Here is a 17,419-nt window from a genome sequence, read left to right as displayed (position 1 = left end):
CCATGCAGCTTGACTCAAGCAATGTTGTCATCTTTATTATTCTTGCATTTTCCTTAGGAGTCGTGCTGATTCTGGGACGCAACTCCATCCCGGATCGTCTAAGACGGGGCATGGCTCTGATTGCCACCCTGCTGATTTGTTTCGCATTTTTTCTGATCGTTTACTTTTTGGTCAATATGGGAGCCTAGCTTCTTCAAATATTTCAAAGCCCCTCAGGTCATACTATACGGGATTATTCGTATAGTGAGGAGGAAGGCCGTTGAAATACCGCAAATCGCTGTTCATTCTGCTGGTACTTAGTCTGATTCCTTCGTCTCTCTCCGCACAAGCGAGTGGGACGAAGGCAGCTTCGTCTATATATTCATCACTTCATCAAAGGAGGATTCCCATGAGTCAACTATTGAAACGTTCCGAGGTACCTACTGAACAAACCTGGAAACTGGAAGATCTATTTGCCGATCAGAAAGCTTGGGATCAGGAATATGAAGAAGTATCATCTTTGACCAAGAAAGCTTCCGAATTCCAGGGCAAACTGAACAAACCTGAGACACTCAAAAGCTGTTTTGAACTCGAAGATGAGATCAGTCTCAAAACCGAACGCCTCTTTGTGTATGCACGGATGCATCAAGATGAAGACACAGCTAGCCCTACATATCAAAATCTGTCCCAAAAAGCACAAAAGTTAAGCGTGCAGGTTGGTGAAGCACTATCTTATGTTACACCCGAAATCTTGTCCCTTCCGGATGATCAGTTGGATGCCCTCATTTCCAACGAGAAACTCTCTGCTTATAAGTTCACATTGGAAGAGATGAAACGTGAAAAGGCTCATGTACTGAGCCAAGCTGAGGAAGCATTGCTCGCACAGGTGGGCAACCTGTCCCAGGCACCACAAACCATCTTTAGCATGTTGAACAACGCCGATCTCAAGTTCCCAAAAATCAAGGATGAGCATGGAAACGAAGTGGAACTAACCCACGGCAGCTATATTCAGTTCTTGGAAAATCCGAATCGGGAAGTTCGCGAACGTGCCTTCAAAGCGGTGTATGAAACCTATGGCAAGCAAAAGAACACCATTGCTGCAGCTCTGAACGCCAACGTAACCAAAAACATGTTTTATGCCGATGTTCGGAAATATCCTTCCGTCATGGAAATGTCCCTTTACGGCGACAACATTCCGAAGGATGTCTATACCAATCTTGTGGATACGATTCATGAGAGCCTTCCGCTGTTACACCGTTATATGGACCTGCGCAAAAAATTGCTCGGCCTAGATAAGTTGCATATGTATGACCTTTTCGCCCCACTGTTGGATGAATACAAAATGGACATTACCTACGAGGAAGCAAAACAAACGGTTAAAGATGGCTTGAAGCCGCTTGGCAAGGATTATGCAGACGCATTGCAGGCCGGCTATGATGACCGCTGGATTGATGTATACGAAAATGAGAATAAACGTTCAGGCGCATACAGTTGGGGAGCCTACGGCACCCACCCTTACGTCTTGTTGAATCACAAAGATAACCTGAATAGCATGTTTACACTGGCACATGAAATGGGCCACGCACTGCATTCCCACTATTCGGACACTACACTTCCGTATCGTGATGCACAGTACACCATTTTCCTGGCTGAGGTTGCATCAACAACGAATGAAGCCTTGTTGATGGATTATCTGCTCAATAAATCGACAGATCCGAAGGAAAAGCTATACTTGCTGACGTATTATGCAGATCAGTTCCGTACCACGGTATTCCGTCAAACCATGTTTGCAGAATTCGAAAAAATTATTCACGAGCGTGCTGAACAGGGTGAAGCTCTCACACCTCAGCTGCTTTCCGAGATTTATTATGACCTTAATGTCAAATACCATGGAGATAGCATGGTGGTGGACAAAGATATTGAAATGGAATGGGCGCGTATTCCCCACTTCTATAACAGCTTCTACGTGTACAAATATGCGACCGGCTTCTCAGCAGCGACCAGTTTTTCCAAGCAAATTCTGGAAGAGGGCCAACCTGCCGTGGACCGTTATCTTGGATTCCTCAAGAGCGGTGGCAGTGACTATTCCATCAACATCCTGAAAAAAGCAGGAGTGGATATGTCTACGCCAGAGCCGATTCGCGAAGCTATGAGTGTGTTCAAGGAACTGATTGAGCAAATGGAACAACTAACGAAATAAGGTTGCTTTCTCGTCCATGTGACCTGATCCCTTGCCCAAATGGGCAAGGGATTTTATAATCAAGCAAGATGCAAGCTCCATGAATTAGGGTAATTGCTTACATAGTTCTGAATTGTTCAACAAGGAGGCACCACCATGAAAATGCAATGGGCACTCATCGCAGGTCTAGTTTTTGCATTACTTACCGGAATTTTTGCGGTCATTAATGTGGATTCCGTACAAGTCAACCTGCTATTTAACACGGTTCAAATCCCGCTGATTCTGCTCATTCTTGGCTGCGCCCTAATCGGTGGAATCATTGTAGGGTCTTATGGCATCTTCCGCCAATATCGACTGCAACGTGAGAACAAGCAATTGAAACTGCGTGTATCCGAATTGGAAAGCTCCGCAGCAAGCAGCTCTTCCTCTTCTCTGGATTCGTTTAAATCGATGGATACATTCGGAACGATCGATTCGGACAACGCTTCTGTGGAGTCCGATTCTATTCAGAGTCAACGAAAAGGAAATCCTTCGGATACGCTGTAACACATCAGAGGCAGCCTGCTGGCTATCAAGAATGGAATTGTACATTCTGCCAGACAGGCTGTATTCTGTTTTTAGAACAACTTTCTGCACATTCATTAACGAGGAGGAAATTTCCATATGAGTTTTACCATTGACGAATCCTATGTCCTATCTTTTCTGAAAAAGTTACTCGATACTCCCAGTCCTAGTGGCTATACCCACGATATTATTGAGATGATCCGTAAGGAAGCTGAATCACTTAATGTCTCTTTTGAATTGAACAACAAAGGTGGAGCTGTGCTCACATTGCCTGGGCAGGATTCTTCCAGAACGATCGGACTGAGTGCACATGTGGATACATTGGGAGCCATGGTGCGTTCCATCACTTCCTACGGCACACTGAAGCTCACTTCTGTCGGCGGGTTTACCATGAACAGTATCGAGAATGAGTATTGCACCATCCACACACGCGATGGAAAGACCTATACAGGCACCATCCTCTCCCTTCATCCTTCTGTACATGTCTATCCGGATGCGCGTACGTTTGAGCGAAGCGAGAGCCATATGGAAGTCCGTATTGATGAAGTGGTCTCTTCCAAGGAAGATGTTTTGGCATTGGGTATCTCTGTAGGGGACTTTATTTCCTTCGATGCACGTGCGGTCATTACGCCCAGCGGATATATCAAATCGCGTCACCTTGATGATAAAGCCAGCGTAGCTGCCTTGTTCGGTATCCTGGAATCTGCACATCGCGAAAACTGGAAACCACTACATAACGTTTCGCTGCTCATCTCGAACTACGAAGAAGTTGGACACGGTGCATCTTATATTCCTGCGGAAATCAGCGAATTGATTGCTGTAGACATGGGCGCAATGGGTGACGACCTTAGCTGCAAGGAGACGGATGTATCCATCTGTGCCAAGGATTCATCCGGACCATATGACTACGATATGACCACTCGACTGATCGAACTTGCCAAACAAGCAAGCCTTGATTATGTCGTTGATATTTATCCACAATACGGCTCCGATGGCAGCGCAGCATTACGTGGAGGAAATAACATTCGCGCTGCATTGATTGGGCCGGGCGTTCACGCTTCTCACTCCATGGAACGTACGCATAAAGACGCTGTCCTGAATACAGCGAGACTGCTCGCTGCATATATTACAACCAAGTAAATTGTGAACATGGACAAGTAGAATGGCAATACAGCATTTGAATAAATAATCAGAGTTGTGATCTCGATATTGTCGGGCATGCCGACTTGGATATCTATGATTCACTTTTATTATGTAAAAAAGGACACTTCAGCTGCGCCGTTTAGGGGCAAGCTGGAAGTGTCCTTCTTCTTTGAAATGATTTAATCCGCTCGTTCAACATGTTCGCAATACTTACGTTCCAGAAGCTCCAACATCACCTTGTGCTCCCGGATCTCATTCTTCAGTACACGCAACGTGCTTCGCACCGCACTTAGTCCATCCTTCACCTGGGTTTCAGCTTTCCGAATTTTGTCTTGAACCATCCAGTCCACAAAGAGATTGTCGAAGAAATAGTCTGCGAATGAAAGCAGGCCTCCAAGGTGTAATTCCGTGTGTACAGCCATCTTCACATCCTCCAGCTCCTTCTGAAATCGGCGAAGACGTCTTCCGGCATCCATAATGGCAACCTGAGCATCATCCATTCTGCTCCGCTTAATATGAGTCGAGATCATACCCCCACCCATCATGTCGTATACCCCCCAATTTCCCGCAGAGGATAAAGCCTTTTCAGCACGTTCAAGTGCATCGAGCAGATACTGCCCCTCTCGATCCGCTTCATTCAGCTCCTGAAGCTCTCCCGAGAGATGTTCCCGATCTTCAGCCATTTGCTGTAATTCTGCATCTTTCTCCAGCAAATCATTTTCCTTCTTGCCCCATAACACCTTGTAATCACTCTGCCAGAATTGATATTGCCGCTGACCGTCCAGTTCCTGCTGCACGTGCGAACGCTGCTCCTGGATATCCGTTAACATCTGGCAAGCTGTATCGTACTCTGCCTTACTTTCCATCAACTCCAGTTCTTCTTTTTCCAGTCGATCCTCTTTTTTGCCGATTAAATGATAAAAGAATGCTGATAACGTCATACTGTTGAGTCGATCTACATCGTTTTGTTCCTTCTGCAGGTGCTCCAGACGCTGCTGTACTTTCCTTTTCCATTCCGCTTCCTCCTGATTCAGCTTCTCCAGCCGATCATTCCATTTCTCGTACATTCTTCCCTTTTCCTTGATCACTGCCAATTGTTCATTCAGTTCTCTATACATGGATGTGGTGTTCTCCCCCTTCTATGGAATTCTTTATTTAATAAACGGTTTGAATATGGTTAACGTTTCATATAAATTCATTTACATCAATGCAAAAAAAATCGCCCTCCCCCAAAAGGCGACTACAAGTCGCTTTTGAGGAGAGAACGATTCATTAAAAAATACTTTAAGACTTGCTGTTTTCAATCTGTTCCGCAAGCTCATTCAGGACCGTCCAGCGTTCCATCAGTTCATCCAGATGACGCTCGGCCTCCGCCTGCTCTGCCATTAACTCCTGCAGACGGGCTGAATCGCTGAACGATTCTTCCATCTCTTTATTAATGCGGGCGAGATTAGCCTCGGCTTTTTCGATATTCTCATCAATCTGGTCATATTCACGCTGTTCCTTGAAGCTGAACTTCAGCTTAGGTTTAGCCGCCGAGGTAGCAGGTTTATTTTCCTCCGTTGCCGGTTTCACTTTAGCTGCTGTTCCCGTCGTACTTTCCTGAGAAGATCCAGGGGCATTTTTCAGCATCCATTCTGCATATTCACTGTAGTCCCCAACATGCACACGAACAGCACCGCCACCCTCAAAAGACAGTACTTTATCCACAGTCCGATCCAGGAAGTACCGGTCATGGGATACGACAAATACAACACCCGGGAAATCATCCAGGTAATCTTCCAGTACTGCAAGTGTCTGAATGTCCAGGTCGTTCGTAGGCTCATCCAGCAGCAGGACATTCGGTGCAGCCATCAGCACACGCAGCAGGTACAGACGACGCTTTTCTCCGCCAGACAGACGGGAGATTGGTGTCCACTGTGACGCAGGGGTAAAGAGGAAACGTTCCAGCATCTGAGCTGCGGTAATGAGAGATCCATCAGCCGTTTTCACATTCTCAGCCACTTCCTTGATGTACTCAATAACCCGCAGAGATTCATTCATCTCCTGATGCTCCTGAGTGAAGTAGCCCAGATTAACCGTAGGGCCCACAACAACCTCCCCGGCATCAGGTTCAAGCTTGCCTGAAATCATTTGCAGTAAGGTTGATTTACCGCTACCATTCGGGCCGACAATGCCCACCCGGTCACCAGGTACCGCAATGTAACTCAGATCGTCAATCAATTTGCGGCCATCTGCCGATTTGCACAGATGCTCGATCTCCAGTATTTTTTTACCTAAACGAGTGGAACCCACCGATACCTCCAAAGAGCCTGACCGATTTGGTCCTTGTTGATCCTTTAACTCTTCGAAACGATCAATTCTCGCTTTTTGTTTCGTAGTCCGTGCTTTTGCACCGCGACGAATCCAGGCGAGCTCCGTACGCAGCAGATTTTGCCGCTTTTGTTCAGATGCGGATTCACGCTCTTCACGCTCAGCCTTCAGTTCCAGGAAGCGGGTATAGTTGGCCTCATATCGGAATAAACGTCCATGATCCAGCTCCAGCATCACATTTGCTACACGATCCAGGAAATACCGATCATGCGTGATCATGAGCAGGGCGCCGCGCCGTTTTTGCAAATACTGTTCCAGCCAAACTACGGAATCATTATCAATATGGTTTGTAGGCTCATCCAGAATGAGCAATTCGCAGGGATGAATCAGTGCAGAGGCAAGCGCTACCCGTTTGCGTTGTCCGCCAGACAACGTACCCATCAGCGCATCGAATTGACGAATGCCCAGTTTGGACAGAATGCTCTTCGCTTCACTTTCCATCTGCCAGACCTGAAGCTGCTCCATCTCCTGGTTCAAGCGCAGCAAACGCTCTTGCAGCGCCGGATCGGAAGGATTAAGTTCCAGTAGCTCCATTGTTTCTGTATACTCACGTACCGTTTTCATCTCCGGGCTGTCGCCCTCGAATACTTGTTGCAATACCGTATTATCCGGGTTAAACTGCGGATTCTGTGCCAGGAATTGTATACGCACGTCATTCCCAATCGAGATCTGTCCTTCATCCGCTGGCTCCATACCTGCAATGATACGTAAAAACGTGGACTTCCCGGTTCCATTGACACCAACGACACCAATCTTGTCCTGATCGCCCATACCGAATGAGGCGTCTTTAAACAATATTTTCTCACCATAGCTTTTCGCAACTTGCTCTACCGTCATTATGTTCATTGCTCGTAACCTACTTCTCTGTAAAATAAATTCAATATGAAGCTGCACTTAAGATGCAATTACACTCACTCACGCTATACTTGCAAAAAGGAACGACATCCGTCCAGAAACAGAGCTGCTGCAAAGGCAATTCGTTTATTCAGATGTTCCTCGTTAAACTCCGGATTCAGCATAATATCCATCTTTAGCCGATCGAGAATCCCGATATAAGCTTCTGCGAGCAGCACAGGCTCAGGTACGCCAGCATTCTCTAACACCTCACGCACCATGCTCATATATTCATTCATAAATGCCTTCATGAATTTCATCAGGTCCGGATCATTATTCGGCGCCATAAAAAACAGCTTGGTATGATTGCGACGCTCATAATAATACGTAAGGTGAGTCTTGGCGATCGCACCGAGCTTATCCCCTGTACTCTGATGTGAGTTCAACGCATGATCCAGGCGACTGATAAAACTGTCGCAATCCCGCTTGGATACGGCGATAAATAATTGTTCCTTATTTTTAAAATATAAATAAATGGTGCCTTTCGCGATGCCCGCTTCGTCCGCAATATCGGACATTTTCGTCTCATAGAATCCTTTTGAACCGAAAATACCGTAAGCTGCATCCAAAATAGCCTCCGATTTGTCTCCTTGCACAGTGCTCAAACGCACTCCCTCCCTACGACGCCAAAATGATACCCAAACCGATCGCCAAACATCCGCCGATCAACGAACTGAGCACGTTCACCAGATCATTACTCATCCAAGACCAGCCACGAGATCGAACGGTTTTGTGTCCACAATGTTCACTTACCTCGACCTCACGACCGCACACAGTACAACGATACATATACTGAACCGTTGCGCCCAGATAAGAATCGGCAAAAGCTCCTGCCAATCCGCCTACAAGGCCGACACACATCCAGCTGAGCAGACTCAAGCTTCCAATCCCGGCAATCCAGGAAAAGAAAAACGCACCCACGCCGATTAAAGCTCCACCTACGGCAGCAGCCAGTGTCCCAAGTAATGAAACACCTCCAGAGGTACCTGGAGTCAGCACCCTCCACGTCACGACAGAGCGTGGCGGCTTACGACTGAGACTTCCCCACTCGGTTGCCCATGTATCTGAAGTAACGGTAGCCATGACACCGATAAAAGCATACATCCAGGCTGGGTGTGGGAAGACCCAGTTCCCCAGAACAAGAAACATGCCGATTCCACCGTTAGCCATAACCTGTCCAGCATCACGATTGCCCGTCTTGGCATACGATTTCTCAAGCTCCTGCTTGCGATCCTTGCGAAATTTGGAGAACAGCGTTGAGGTAATGAAAAACAACAGCAGTGTTCCAAACCAGAACAGGTTGCCCGCTCCGTAATATATCGTACCCATGATCACAGCCGCGAGGCAGCCGGACAGGGTTAGCGACTTCTTCGCGTAGGCAGCACCCGCCACAATAAAAGCGCATACGGCGCCAATAATCCAGTCCATAAGTTCTCCTGCATGTGGCAGCATCTATGGCCCACATGACGTTTTATATTTTTGAAATTCAATTATACCACGGTTTGATCCCAATGCCGAAACTCCCTAGCCCCGCATACAAAAAACCTGATTCGGTAACTTTGAAAGCTACCAAATCAGGTCTATGATATTGCGATAAAACTGAGATAAGTGATCCAACTTCCGTTTGACCAAGAATTCGAGGATTACATCAACTCAAGTTCCAGTTCAGACCCGCTTCGTTCCACCAATTACACCATAACGGTAGAGCACACTGCGACCAAACCAATTGAACAACCGATCGGTGAGAAAACCCATAAAGCCCAGAGAAATCAGGCCGACAAAGATCCAATCTGTGCGAAAGAATAATCGGGAATTCCAGATCAGATAACCCACGCCTTCATTCGCAGCAATCATCTCTGCGCCGATAATAGCCATATAGGAAGTGCCCATTGCCAGTCGTACCCCCGTGAAGATATACGGAGTCGTCGCCGGAACAACGACATGCAGCAAAATCTGCCATTCGTTTGCTCCCATACTGCGGGCTGACCGGATCTTGTCTTCTTCAATGGAGAGTACACCTGTCAGCGTATTTAACACAACGATGAAGAACGTTGCATACATGATGAGTGCAATCTTCGATTGCTCCCCGATCCCGAACCAGACCAGGAATAGGGTAATGAATGCAATCGGCGGAATAAAGCGGATAAAATTAAGGAAAGGTTCGGCAAACAGCCGGATCATATGAACCTTGCCGATGATCAGCCCTACCGGGATCGCTATCACACTGCCAAGAACCCAACCCGCAAGCACACGTGTAAAGCTAATTCCGATATACTGCATCAGTGTACCATCAGCAAGCAGTTCACGGGCACCGAGAATTGTATCCCACGGACCAGGAATCACGTCAGGACCATAGATCATGGCTCCAAGCTGCCAAATCAGAATAACCGTCACCCACAATAGAGGGATAGATACCCACTTTTTCTCCAACCATCTCATCTTGCTATCACCTCAATTATTCTTCAAAATGGCTTTGAATCTGATCATATAGCGTGTTGAACTCGGATGAGGCAATGTTCCTCGGATAAGACAGTGCATTGTCGTAAATATCCGTTATCTTGGAAGATGGCCCTACTGACATAATACCTATCCGCTGACCCAGCAAGAGGGCCTCCTGAATATCATGAGTGACAAAAATAACGGTTTTGTGGGTTTCCTGCCAAATATTCACCAGCTCTTTCTGCATCGTACGCCGAGTCATTGCATCCAACGCTCCAAAGGGTTCATCCATCAACAGGATGGCCGAATCGTTGGCTAGCACCCGGGCCAATTGCACCCGCTGCTTCATGCCGCCTGACAGTTCCTTCGGAAATTTGGCTTCATGACTACCCAGTCCGACAAGCTCGATGTATCGGTCTGATATCGTACGCCGCTGAGATTTTGGCACCTTGGACATCCGAAGTCCAAACTCCACATTCTCCCTTACGGTAAGCCACGGGAAGAGAGAAGAATCCGCCTGCTGGAATACCATGGCCCGATCTTTGCCTGGCCTATCAATCTCCTTATTATCCACCTTGAGCTGACCGCCCGACTTAGAGATAAAACCTGCAATCATATTTAGAAGCGTGGACTTGCCACATCCGCTGGGACCGAGCAGGACAAAGAATTCCCCTCCCTTGATGACCAGATCGACATCCTTGATAATATAGTGTACATCCCCATGGGTGGGGGCATTGTATGTTTTGCGAAGCTGCTCGATACGAATCGTATGCTGATCTGCAGGTAAGGACATGATAACACCTCCAACGCAATTTGCGAGTTATTTACTATAAGTCACTTTATCTGGCAGTGTCTGCTTCAGGAGCTCCAGGTTCAGTTTGTTATCGAGATCAAAATCGTGTTCGATGATCCCGTTATCCACCATATACTGCTTCTGCCCTGCCAGACTGTCATAAGCTGCCTGGGTAAATCCAACTTCCCATGGATTGATTGGAAGATCCTTCAAGGTGGCCTCCTTAGGCTGCTTGGTTTCCTTATACATCAGGTCTGCAACCTCTTCAGGATGTGCCTGGGCATATACGGAGGCTTCATTCAGCGCCGCGAGAAAACCACTCACCGTTTCAGGATTCGCCTGGATGAACTCATTGCTTGCTACGAGCCCCATTCCTAGACGTACAGGAGTTTGGGACATATCCGTGAGTTGATGTACCCCTTCAAGCGCATCGAACTTATCAGTCAAGGCGGAACCAATGACCCAGGTTGCATCTAGATCACCCTGCTTTAGTGCAATGTAGGCTTCGTCAAATGCTCCCTGACCCACCTGGGTTACATCAGTTAGTTCCAGTCCCTGGTCCTTCAAATATTCATCCCACAGATAAGGAATAAACGTACCGCGGATGAAACTTACTTTTTTACCTTTCAGATCTGCTCCACTCTGTATATCATTCTTGGCATATAACTTCCACGCGGCTGCCGCTTCATTCGTAGCCTGACCTGCGGAAGCAATGACGGAGTAATCTCCTTTTGCCAAAGCGTTCAATACAGGAAAGTCAGCCCCGTAAGCAACATCCACCTGCTTGATAAACAGTGCATTTACACCTTCCGCTGGCGAACCAAACGTAATGCTCTCTGCATCAATACCGTGGCTTGCAAAGAAACCTTTGGCTATGGCTACCCTGAACGTTGGGTTTGTACTTGTATCTGCGATCCGGATTTTCACTTTTTTGGCCTCTGTGCCGGATGCGCCTTTTGCTTCGGATACCGATTCGTTTGCAGAACATCCCGATAATATCAATAACATGGATAAGAGCATCAATAATGCACCAGTTAAGGTGGATGGTTTTCTCACAATATGCACCCCATTCGTTCTAATCATTGTTCGTCGCTCTTCGCCACCTTACTTGCCTTCATCTGATGTTGCCACACAGGCTGCACCTTCAACAAACGGCAGTGTTATCTCAACACTTACAACGGATGCAGAACCTTTGGGCGCTGCTCCCGGCACTCTGTAGGCGGACACATCAATGGCTTCAATAGCAACCTCCTTCGGCTTCTCCAGCTGTGGTACCCAGTGATAAGGCACGCGATACGAACGATAGACCATATTGGTGTTCCGTCCATCCTTATAAGGGGATATATATTCCCAAACCAGCTCATACTCGGATGTAACCTCGAACAGTCTGCCATTGGAACCTTCCGTAATTAGCGTGTTTCCATTAGGCAGGCGCTGAGCGGAGCTAATATATGGACTATAAAATTTATAGGAATCTGTCGGAACGGAAAATCCAGCTTCTGCGGATGTATATTGCCAAACGATCTCCAGGGTCACCGGATTGATCTCCAGTACGCGTGAATGATCGCGAACGGCGTGTTTCAAGCCGTATGGAGAAGCCGGATTGGGCAGGCCATAACCGGCCCAGCCGCCATTGTCGAATACCAGCAGATTCCCCTCTCCAGGCAAACCTTTAGGGATGATATGTGCATGATGCTGTCCTATAATGGTGCCGATATGCTTTACTTCAGGCAAGGAATAATCCGGCCCTAGTCTCCATACGATCTTTCCACTCTGTCTGTCGGTAATTGCGATAATATTTGCTTCTCTGGCATCCCAGATAATATTGTCGGGATGGAACCGCTCGTCTCCATTTTCATAGAAATGATTTGGACCAACATAAGAAGCTGAATTAATATGTAGCCAATCCCCCACCCCACCACCGAGATGTCCAAATGAGCGTGTGTTCGGGTCACGGAACAGAACATTACGGGCGGCCTCATCGAATCCAAGTTCCTCAAAGTGCTCGTTCGGCAGCCATTCCCATAATACATTTCCCTCCCAATCGATTTCTATAATCGCATCATCAAGCAAAGGCTTATCCGAAATGGACGGGTTGTTCACATTTTTATGAGCAAGAATCAAAGTCTTCCCGCTCTGTGTTTTTGGTGCAAGCCCCGGGGCGTAGTAGCCGACCGGATTGCCTTCACGCTGGAAATCATGGTGCTGACGAGCGTACCACAGCGGTTCATATCCCGGATCTTCGATATGTTCGTAGCTGTTGTATTTCCACACAATGTTGCCATCCCAATCCACCTGAACCAAATCGACGTTGTCCTGGATACCGAACTTCGGATCTCTTCGCCCCGTGCTGCCCAATACAAAGCCGCCGGGGAAAACTTTGGCCGGGAAGCCCAGCAGCCCCTTCCACAGGTGAACCTCCTTACCATTCATATCAATCAGTACAACCCCTTCCTCGCCTGCTTGATAGACGGTATAACCGCCCCAAGCCTTATCAGGGTTATATACGGTTGCCCCGGTTGGATAAATTGTTGAATGCCCCATTGATCATCTCTCCCTTGGATTGTTTGTTTTCACATCGGATCAAACGTTAATAACTGAGATAATTGCTCTTCCCGGTATTCTCCCGCTGCTTCTGTTCAGGGTCACTTTCGGTGGATGGATCGTGTTCCTTCTTCCCGTTGTTCTCTGCCAATTCCAGCAGCGTATCCGAGAACCCCTCCAGATTCGCTATCACCCGCTCATAAAATTGGCTTTGCTGCTCCAGTTCCTCCGTAGTAAAACCCTCAAACAGAAGCGTGATACATCGAGCACCGATATTACTGTTTCGCGCAAACATCTCCCGTCCACTTGCAGTAATGTCCAGCAGAACCGTCCGGCGGTCATCTTCCTTGCGCCTGCGGATCGTAAGTCCCTTTTTCTCCAACTTGTCTGTTAAAGCTGTAATGGCACCTGAAGTGAAGTCCAGTTGTTCAGCCAAATCCCCCAACCGCTGTTCCCCTTCACGAATGATTTTGTGCAGGATGAGCATGCCCGGTAAACTGACCCCCTCTACCGATATGCGATCTCGTTCTTTCACGAATCGTCTGACCATTTTACGAAACAACCAATCTGTCTTCTCCAACGCTTCCCAGTCCTTATTGCTCATTTCATCCTCCCTGTCTAACTGAAACGGCAGAAATACGAAAAAAGGCTCCCGCGGACATTCCATAGTGGAGTAGTCCCGGGAGCCTTTGGTGGTCCAATCAGCTCGATTCAGTTCAAATTATTTCACTGTTCATTTAATTAGTGTTAAAATAATTGAGTTCATCATATAACCCACTAACCCAACCTGTCAAGTGTGAATTTAAATTTGCTTTTTCGTAGCCAGATGTCCCTCATATTTAGATTACTTATCCGGTTTTAAGTTTCACTTCAGCTTTCCCGGTTACACTATCCTCAGAGCATTACATCAAACCAGCTACGATTCAGTTCGTACTTAACCATAGAAATGAGGATGACACATATGAATATGAAGCGCGTAATCATTGTCGGAACAATGATTGTTACCATGTCCTTCGCCGGAACAGCCTGGGGCAGATCAGCGATATCCCCTATACCTTTGACGAAATGGTCCATCGTTAACATAGATACCAGAGACGAGAGCGGAGATGAGTTGCTGAGTGCTCTGAATCAACAATCGGAAGATGACTTAGCTCAGGATCTGTACGCGGGTAAATCGCTGAGGATGATTGCAGATGAAAATGATGGTGATTTCAACGAGGTTGTCGCATTGCAAATAAGGCAGCTCAAGGAGCAATTAGATCAACGACTCGCAAGTGGAAGTATTAGCCCGGATCAACACGCAGTGCAAAGCAGTGAACTGGAAGAGTTGGTCACGGAGAGTGCCAATACAGTCTACAGCTTCGCGTAAATGAAAAGTCTCCCATGTGTTATAGCAGAGAATGAGGGCACGCCAAAAAGGAGCGTCGAAACGCCCCTTTATCTGTTTCATATTTACTCTAAGTAAGCAGATTGATGATGCATGATACTTACTGAACTGCTGCTGCGATCGTGCATTTGCCCAAGGATTCACCGTCCCAGGCCAGTTCAAGCACATCTCCTGCTGCCGTTGGTCCAACCCCTTCTGGTGTACCTGTAAAGATGACATCTCCAGGTCCCAGGCCGTAATGATGACCTACATAATCCACAATGTCCTGTAGGCTGAAGATCATGTTACGGATATTGCCCCGTTGGACCTCGGTACCGTTCTTGGTGAGTGTAAAGTCTTTCTCAAGAAGAGCCTGGACCCCCGGAAATGGCTGGAATGCAGTAACCGGAGCGGAGTTCTTGAACCCTTTGGCTGCTGTCCACGGATGGCCCTTTTTCTTAATGACCGTCTGTACGTCACGTAATGTAAAATCAATGCCAAACGCATACGCGTCAACCAACTCATCCACAGCCATACCCGGCTCATAATCCCGCCCGATTTGAACGACCAGTTCAGCCTCATAATGAACTTCGCCCTTTGTCGCAGGTAATTGCAGCGTTTCACTATTCAAGGCCACAACCGCATGGGAAGGCTTCATAAAGATCATCGGTTCATCCGGAACCGCGTTACCCAATTCTTCTGCATGAAGTTTATAATTTCGTCCTACACAGTATACATTGCGAATGTTTGTCAGCATGGGTTTACGACCACCTTTATCGGATTCATTAGCGTATATGGAGCATATTTATCTTTTTATTATATAAGTACATATCATATTTTCGCTATTCAAAAAATTGGAGTTTACGGCCTGAAAAATCGGCTGCTCGTTTCCTGAAAAGCCTGTTCCCACACATCAGGCCGGTTTGTACATAACATCAGCTCCGGATCAATCGCCGCAAGCCGCTTCATGATGATTTTGTCATCCACTGTCCAGGCCATCACCTGAATGCCCTCAATACGCATCTCGCGCATCAGTGATTTGTCCACATTGGTGTACCCGATGGAAAGGAAACTGCAATTCATCTGCCGCAGCACTGCTGCAAGATCCCCTGGTCGTGCATCAATAATCAACCCCGTTTTGAACTCCGGGGCCAGTTTCTTAACTTCAACCAGAGCTGCAGGTTCAAACGAAGTAATGACCACATCATGCTGCATATGTCTCTTCCTTACCTCATAAATGACCGCTGCTGCCAGACCGGGATACATGTTACCTTGCGTTTTCAGTTCGATATTCAATCGCACTTTGCCACAGGTGCGGTCCAGCACTTCACTAAGCGCAGGAACGCGCTCCCCTTTATAGGCTTTTCCTTTCCATGATCCCGCATCCAGTTGCTTTATATCTGCCCAGTCTGTCTCTCGTACGAAGCCTTCACCGTTCGTGGTGCGGTTTAGCGTAAAGTCATGAATAACGACCGGCACACCGTCACGTGATAACTGTACATCCAGCTCCATCCACTGAACTTCCGGCTGTTCCATGGCAAGTAGAAATGCAGCCATCGTATTTTCTGGTGCAATGGACGAAAATCCACGGTGCGCTACACAAAGGTTGTTCATTCCATCCCCTCCTAAATAAATAAAATACATTTTAACTTGTAGATGCGAATCCGTTCGCATCAAAACGAATACCTGGCGAGAGCTGGGTCATCTGCTCCAGCAGAAGTTTGTTGGCTTGATCCACCATGGGAATGGCCTGACCCAACCCTGCTTCATAAGGGATAACCTTCATGCTGCATTTGGCATCCTTACTACAGCTCGCCTGAAAAACCGCTGTTTTCCACGTTTCTTCTGTTGTTGATTTCGAGAAAATAAAGTTGCCTGTACTATATGCAATCCATTTGCCTTTGTAGTACTCCACCCCTTGCAAAACATGGGGATGCCCGCCTATGACCAGGTCGGCTCCGGCATCTACAAATTCATGTGCCAGTCGGGTCTGGTCATTATTCGGCGTGCTTACCCGTTCTTCTCCCCAGTGTGCAACAACGATGACCAGATCAGCCTTTTGACGGGCTTCCTGAATTGCTTTTACCGCTCCAGTAGAATCGTAGGTCTCGGCAACACCCGCCCGATTACCTTCCGCTTTCCAGCTTGTTTCAGGCACAACCCGACTGAATCCAAGCAGTGCAATCTTCATGCCTTTGCGTTCCAGATATGCAGGTGCATAAGCCTCATCCCTGTTCATACCGGCCCCTGTGTGCGCTATACCATATTGCTCAAGGTAAGTTAACGTATCGACCAAACCTTCTACACCTTGATCCAGAATATGATTGTTGGCCAGATTCACGGCATCAAATCCTGCTGAAGCCATCGCTTCGAGCGCCTTTGGCGAAGACTTATATACATAGGTTTTGTCTGCTGCACCAGTTCCACCAAGGGTTACAGGGGTTTCAAGGTTTCCAATGGTCAGATCATCTTCCTTGAACAAGTTGCCGAGCTTTGCAAAGGGATAGTCATAACCGTTCTTCTCCAACAATTCAGCCACTTTGCCGGAAAACTGAATATCCCCAACAAAGTTAATGGTTACATCCTTCGCCGAATGAGATGGCTGTGTCGCCCCAGTTCCGGCACCTTCGCTTCCCTTTGAGCCGGAAGAAGCGGGAGTATCCGTCGGTTTTTTCGTCCCTGTATCCGTCTTTCCATTTGCCTCGGAGCCTGTAGCATCAGGTTTTTTCTCACCCGACGTAGCGCCTGGATTCTCAGTTACCTGTTCAGCAGAATCCTCCGATTCTTCATCCGAAGTATTACCTGCCTCCGAATTCGTATTAGGTGAACTCACCTGATCACCGCCCTGTGGGCCCTCTTCATTCACTGGTTCCTGATTCACAGCCGTTTCTGTCACCGCCGGGTCTATTTGCTGCTTCTGCATGCCCACTGCGTAATAAATGCCGACGAGTCCAATTGCCGCAATTAATACCAGATTAATAATCCAAATCCGGCGTTTGCGGGCACGTTTCACTTTTTTCTTTTGTACACTTCGTTTTGATCTTGGGGGATACATAGGCAGCTCCTCTTCTTCACAGCAATCCTTATCATATTATATCAGGCATATTCTGGATTTCCATCATTCCTTGGAACTGCAAATATTGAA

The 17,419-nt window shown here is 47.3% G+C and carries 17 protein-coding genes; 5 read left to right on the top strand and 12 right to left on the bottom strand.

The annotated features are described in order from the left end of the window. Positions 1-2: 2 nt before the first annotated feature. The 4 genes from ACDJ58_RS08745 (at position 3) to ACDJ58_RS08730 (ending at position 3,862) form a co-directional block, all read left to right on the top strand. The gene (locus ACDJ58_RS08745; RefSeq protein ID WP_413377149.1) at positions 3-188 is read left to right on the top strand and encodes a hypothetical protein; all 186 of its coding nucleotides are present in this window, start codon (positions 3-5) and stop codon (positions 186-188) included. Positions 189-388: 200 nt separating this feature from the next. Then, positions 389-2,179: an oligoendopeptidase F gene (gene pepF / locus ACDJ58_RS08740; RefSeq protein ID WP_413379554.1), complete on the top strand. Its 1,791-nt coding sequence runs from the start codon at positions 389-391 to the stop codon at positions 2,177-2,179. A 135-nt stretch (positions 2,180-2,314) separates the two neighbouring features. Further along, entirely contained in the window at positions 2,315-2,704 is a 390-nt protein-coding gene (locus ACDJ58_RS08735) for a LapA family protein (RefSeq protein ID WP_413377147.1), read from the top strand. 117 nt (positions 2,705-2,821) lie between these two features. Beyond that, the gene (locus tag ACDJ58_RS08730; protein WP_413377145.1) at positions 2,822-3,862 is read left to right on the top strand and encodes a M42 family metallopeptidase; all 1,041 of its coding nucleotides are present in this window, start codon (positions 2,822-2,824) and stop codon (positions 3,860-3,862) included. Between the two features lie 182 nt (positions 3,863-4,044). On the opposite strand, the gene ACDJ58_RS08725 is transcribed toward ACDJ58_RS08730, so the two are convergent. From ACDJ58_RS08725 to ACDJ58_RS08685, 9 genes are all read right to left on the bottom strand, one after another. Next, complete coding sequence (locus ACDJ58_RS08725; RefSeq protein ID WP_413377143.1) at positions 4,045-4,983, bottom strand: hypothetical protein; 939 nt, start codon at positions 4,981-4,983, stop codon at positions 4,045-4,047. Between the two features lie 166 nt (positions 4,984-5,149). Beyond that, positions 5,150-7,084: an ABC-F family ATP-binding cassette domain-containing protein gene (locus tag ACDJ58_RS08720; RefSeq protein WP_413377141.1), complete on the bottom strand. Its 1,935-nt coding sequence runs from the start codon at positions 7,082-7,084 to the stop codon at positions 5,150-5,152. A 74-nt stretch (positions 7,085-7,158) separates the two neighbouring features. Then, the gene (locus tag ACDJ58_RS08715) at positions 7,159-7,737 is read right to left on the bottom strand and encodes a TetR/AcrR family transcriptional regulator (RefSeq protein ID WP_379434504.1); all 579 of its coding nucleotides are present in this window, start codon (positions 7,735-7,737) and stop codon (positions 7,159-7,161) included. Positions 7,738-7,750: 13 nt separating this feature from the next. Beyond that, entirely contained in the window at positions 7,751-8,560 is an 810-nt protein-coding gene (locus ACDJ58_RS08710) for a DUF92 domain-containing protein (protein ID WP_413377139.1), read from the bottom strand. A 237-nt stretch (positions 8,561-8,797) separates the two neighbouring features. Further along, positions 8,798-9,571 (bottom strand): ABC transporter permease, encoded by a 774-nt coding sequence (locus ACDJ58_RS08705; RefSeq protein ID WP_413377137.1) that lies wholly within the window; start codon positions 9,569-9,571, stop codon positions 8,798-8,800. A 16-nt stretch (positions 9,572-9,587) separates the two neighbouring features. Next, a complete protein-coding gene (locus tag ACDJ58_RS08700; protein ID WP_379434498.1) occupies positions 9,588-10,364 on the bottom strand; it encodes an ABC transporter ATP-binding protein in 777 nt (258 codons plus the stop codon). Between the two features lie 27 nt (positions 10,365-10,391). Beyond that, positions 10,392-11,447 carry an ABC transporter substrate-binding protein gene (locus ACDJ58_RS08695; RefSeq protein ID WP_413377135.1) on the bottom strand — a complete coding sequence of 352 codons (1,056 nt, stop codon included), beginning with the start codon at positions 11,445-11,447 and terminating at the stop codon, positions 10,392-10,394. Positions 11,448-11,468: 21 nt separating this feature from the next. After that, the gene (locus ACDJ58_RS08690; protein ID WP_413377133.1) at positions 11,469-12,908 is read right to left on the bottom strand and encodes an aryl-sulfate sulfotransferase; all 1,440 of its coding nucleotides are present in this window, start codon (positions 12,906-12,908) and stop codon (positions 11,469-11,471) included. Positions 12,909-12,954: 46 nt separating this feature from the next. Further along, positions 12,955-13,512 carry a MarR family winged helix-turn-helix transcriptional regulator gene (locus ACDJ58_RS08685; RefSeq protein ID WP_413377131.1) on the bottom strand — a complete coding sequence of 186 codons (558 nt, stop codon included), beginning with the start codon at positions 13,510-13,512 and terminating at the stop codon, positions 12,955-12,957. Between the two features lie 357 nt (positions 13,513-13,869). Here ACDJ58_RS08685 and ACDJ58_RS08680 point away from each other — a divergent pair, with 357 nt between their 5' ends. Next, complete coding sequence (locus tag ACDJ58_RS08680) at positions 13,870-14,277, top strand: hypothetical protein (protein WP_413377129.1); 408 nt, start codon at positions 13,870-13,872, stop codon at positions 14,275-14,277. A 118-nt stretch (positions 14,278-14,395) separates the two neighbouring features. Here ACDJ58_RS08680 and ACDJ58_RS08675 read toward each other — a convergent pair whose 3' ends face one another. The 3 genes from ACDJ58_RS08675 to ACDJ58_RS08665 form a co-directional block, all read right to left on the bottom strand. Beyond that, on the bottom strand, positions 14,396-15,031 hold the full coding sequence (locus ACDJ58_RS08675) for a fumarylacetoacetate hydrolase family protein (protein WP_413377127.1): 636 nt from the start codon (positions 15,029-15,031) through the stop codon (positions 14,396-14,398). Between the two features lie 104 nt (positions 15,032-15,135). Then, the gene (locus ACDJ58_RS08670) at positions 15,136-15,888 is read right to left on the bottom strand and encodes a glycerophosphodiester phosphodiesterase (RefSeq protein WP_413377125.1); all 753 of its coding nucleotides are present in this window, start codon (positions 15,886-15,888) and stop codon (positions 15,136-15,138) included. A gap of 31 nt (positions 15,889-15,919) precedes the next feature. Further along, positions 15,920-17,329 carry a CapA family protein gene (locus ACDJ58_RS08665; RefSeq protein WP_413377123.1) on the bottom strand — a complete coding sequence of 470 codons (1,410 nt, stop codon included), beginning with the start codon at positions 17,327-17,329 and terminating at the stop codon, positions 15,920-15,922. Positions 17,330-17,419 lie beyond the last annotated feature (90 nt).

It is taken from the genome of Paenibacillus taichungensis (assembly GCF_047302525.1).
Lineage (GTDB): Bacteria > Bacillota > Bacilli > Paenibacillales > Paenibacillaceae > Paenibacillus > Paenibacillus taichungensis_B.
Note: the sequence above shows the minus strand (reverse complement) of the source record. Positions and strands in the feature narration are given on the sequence as shown.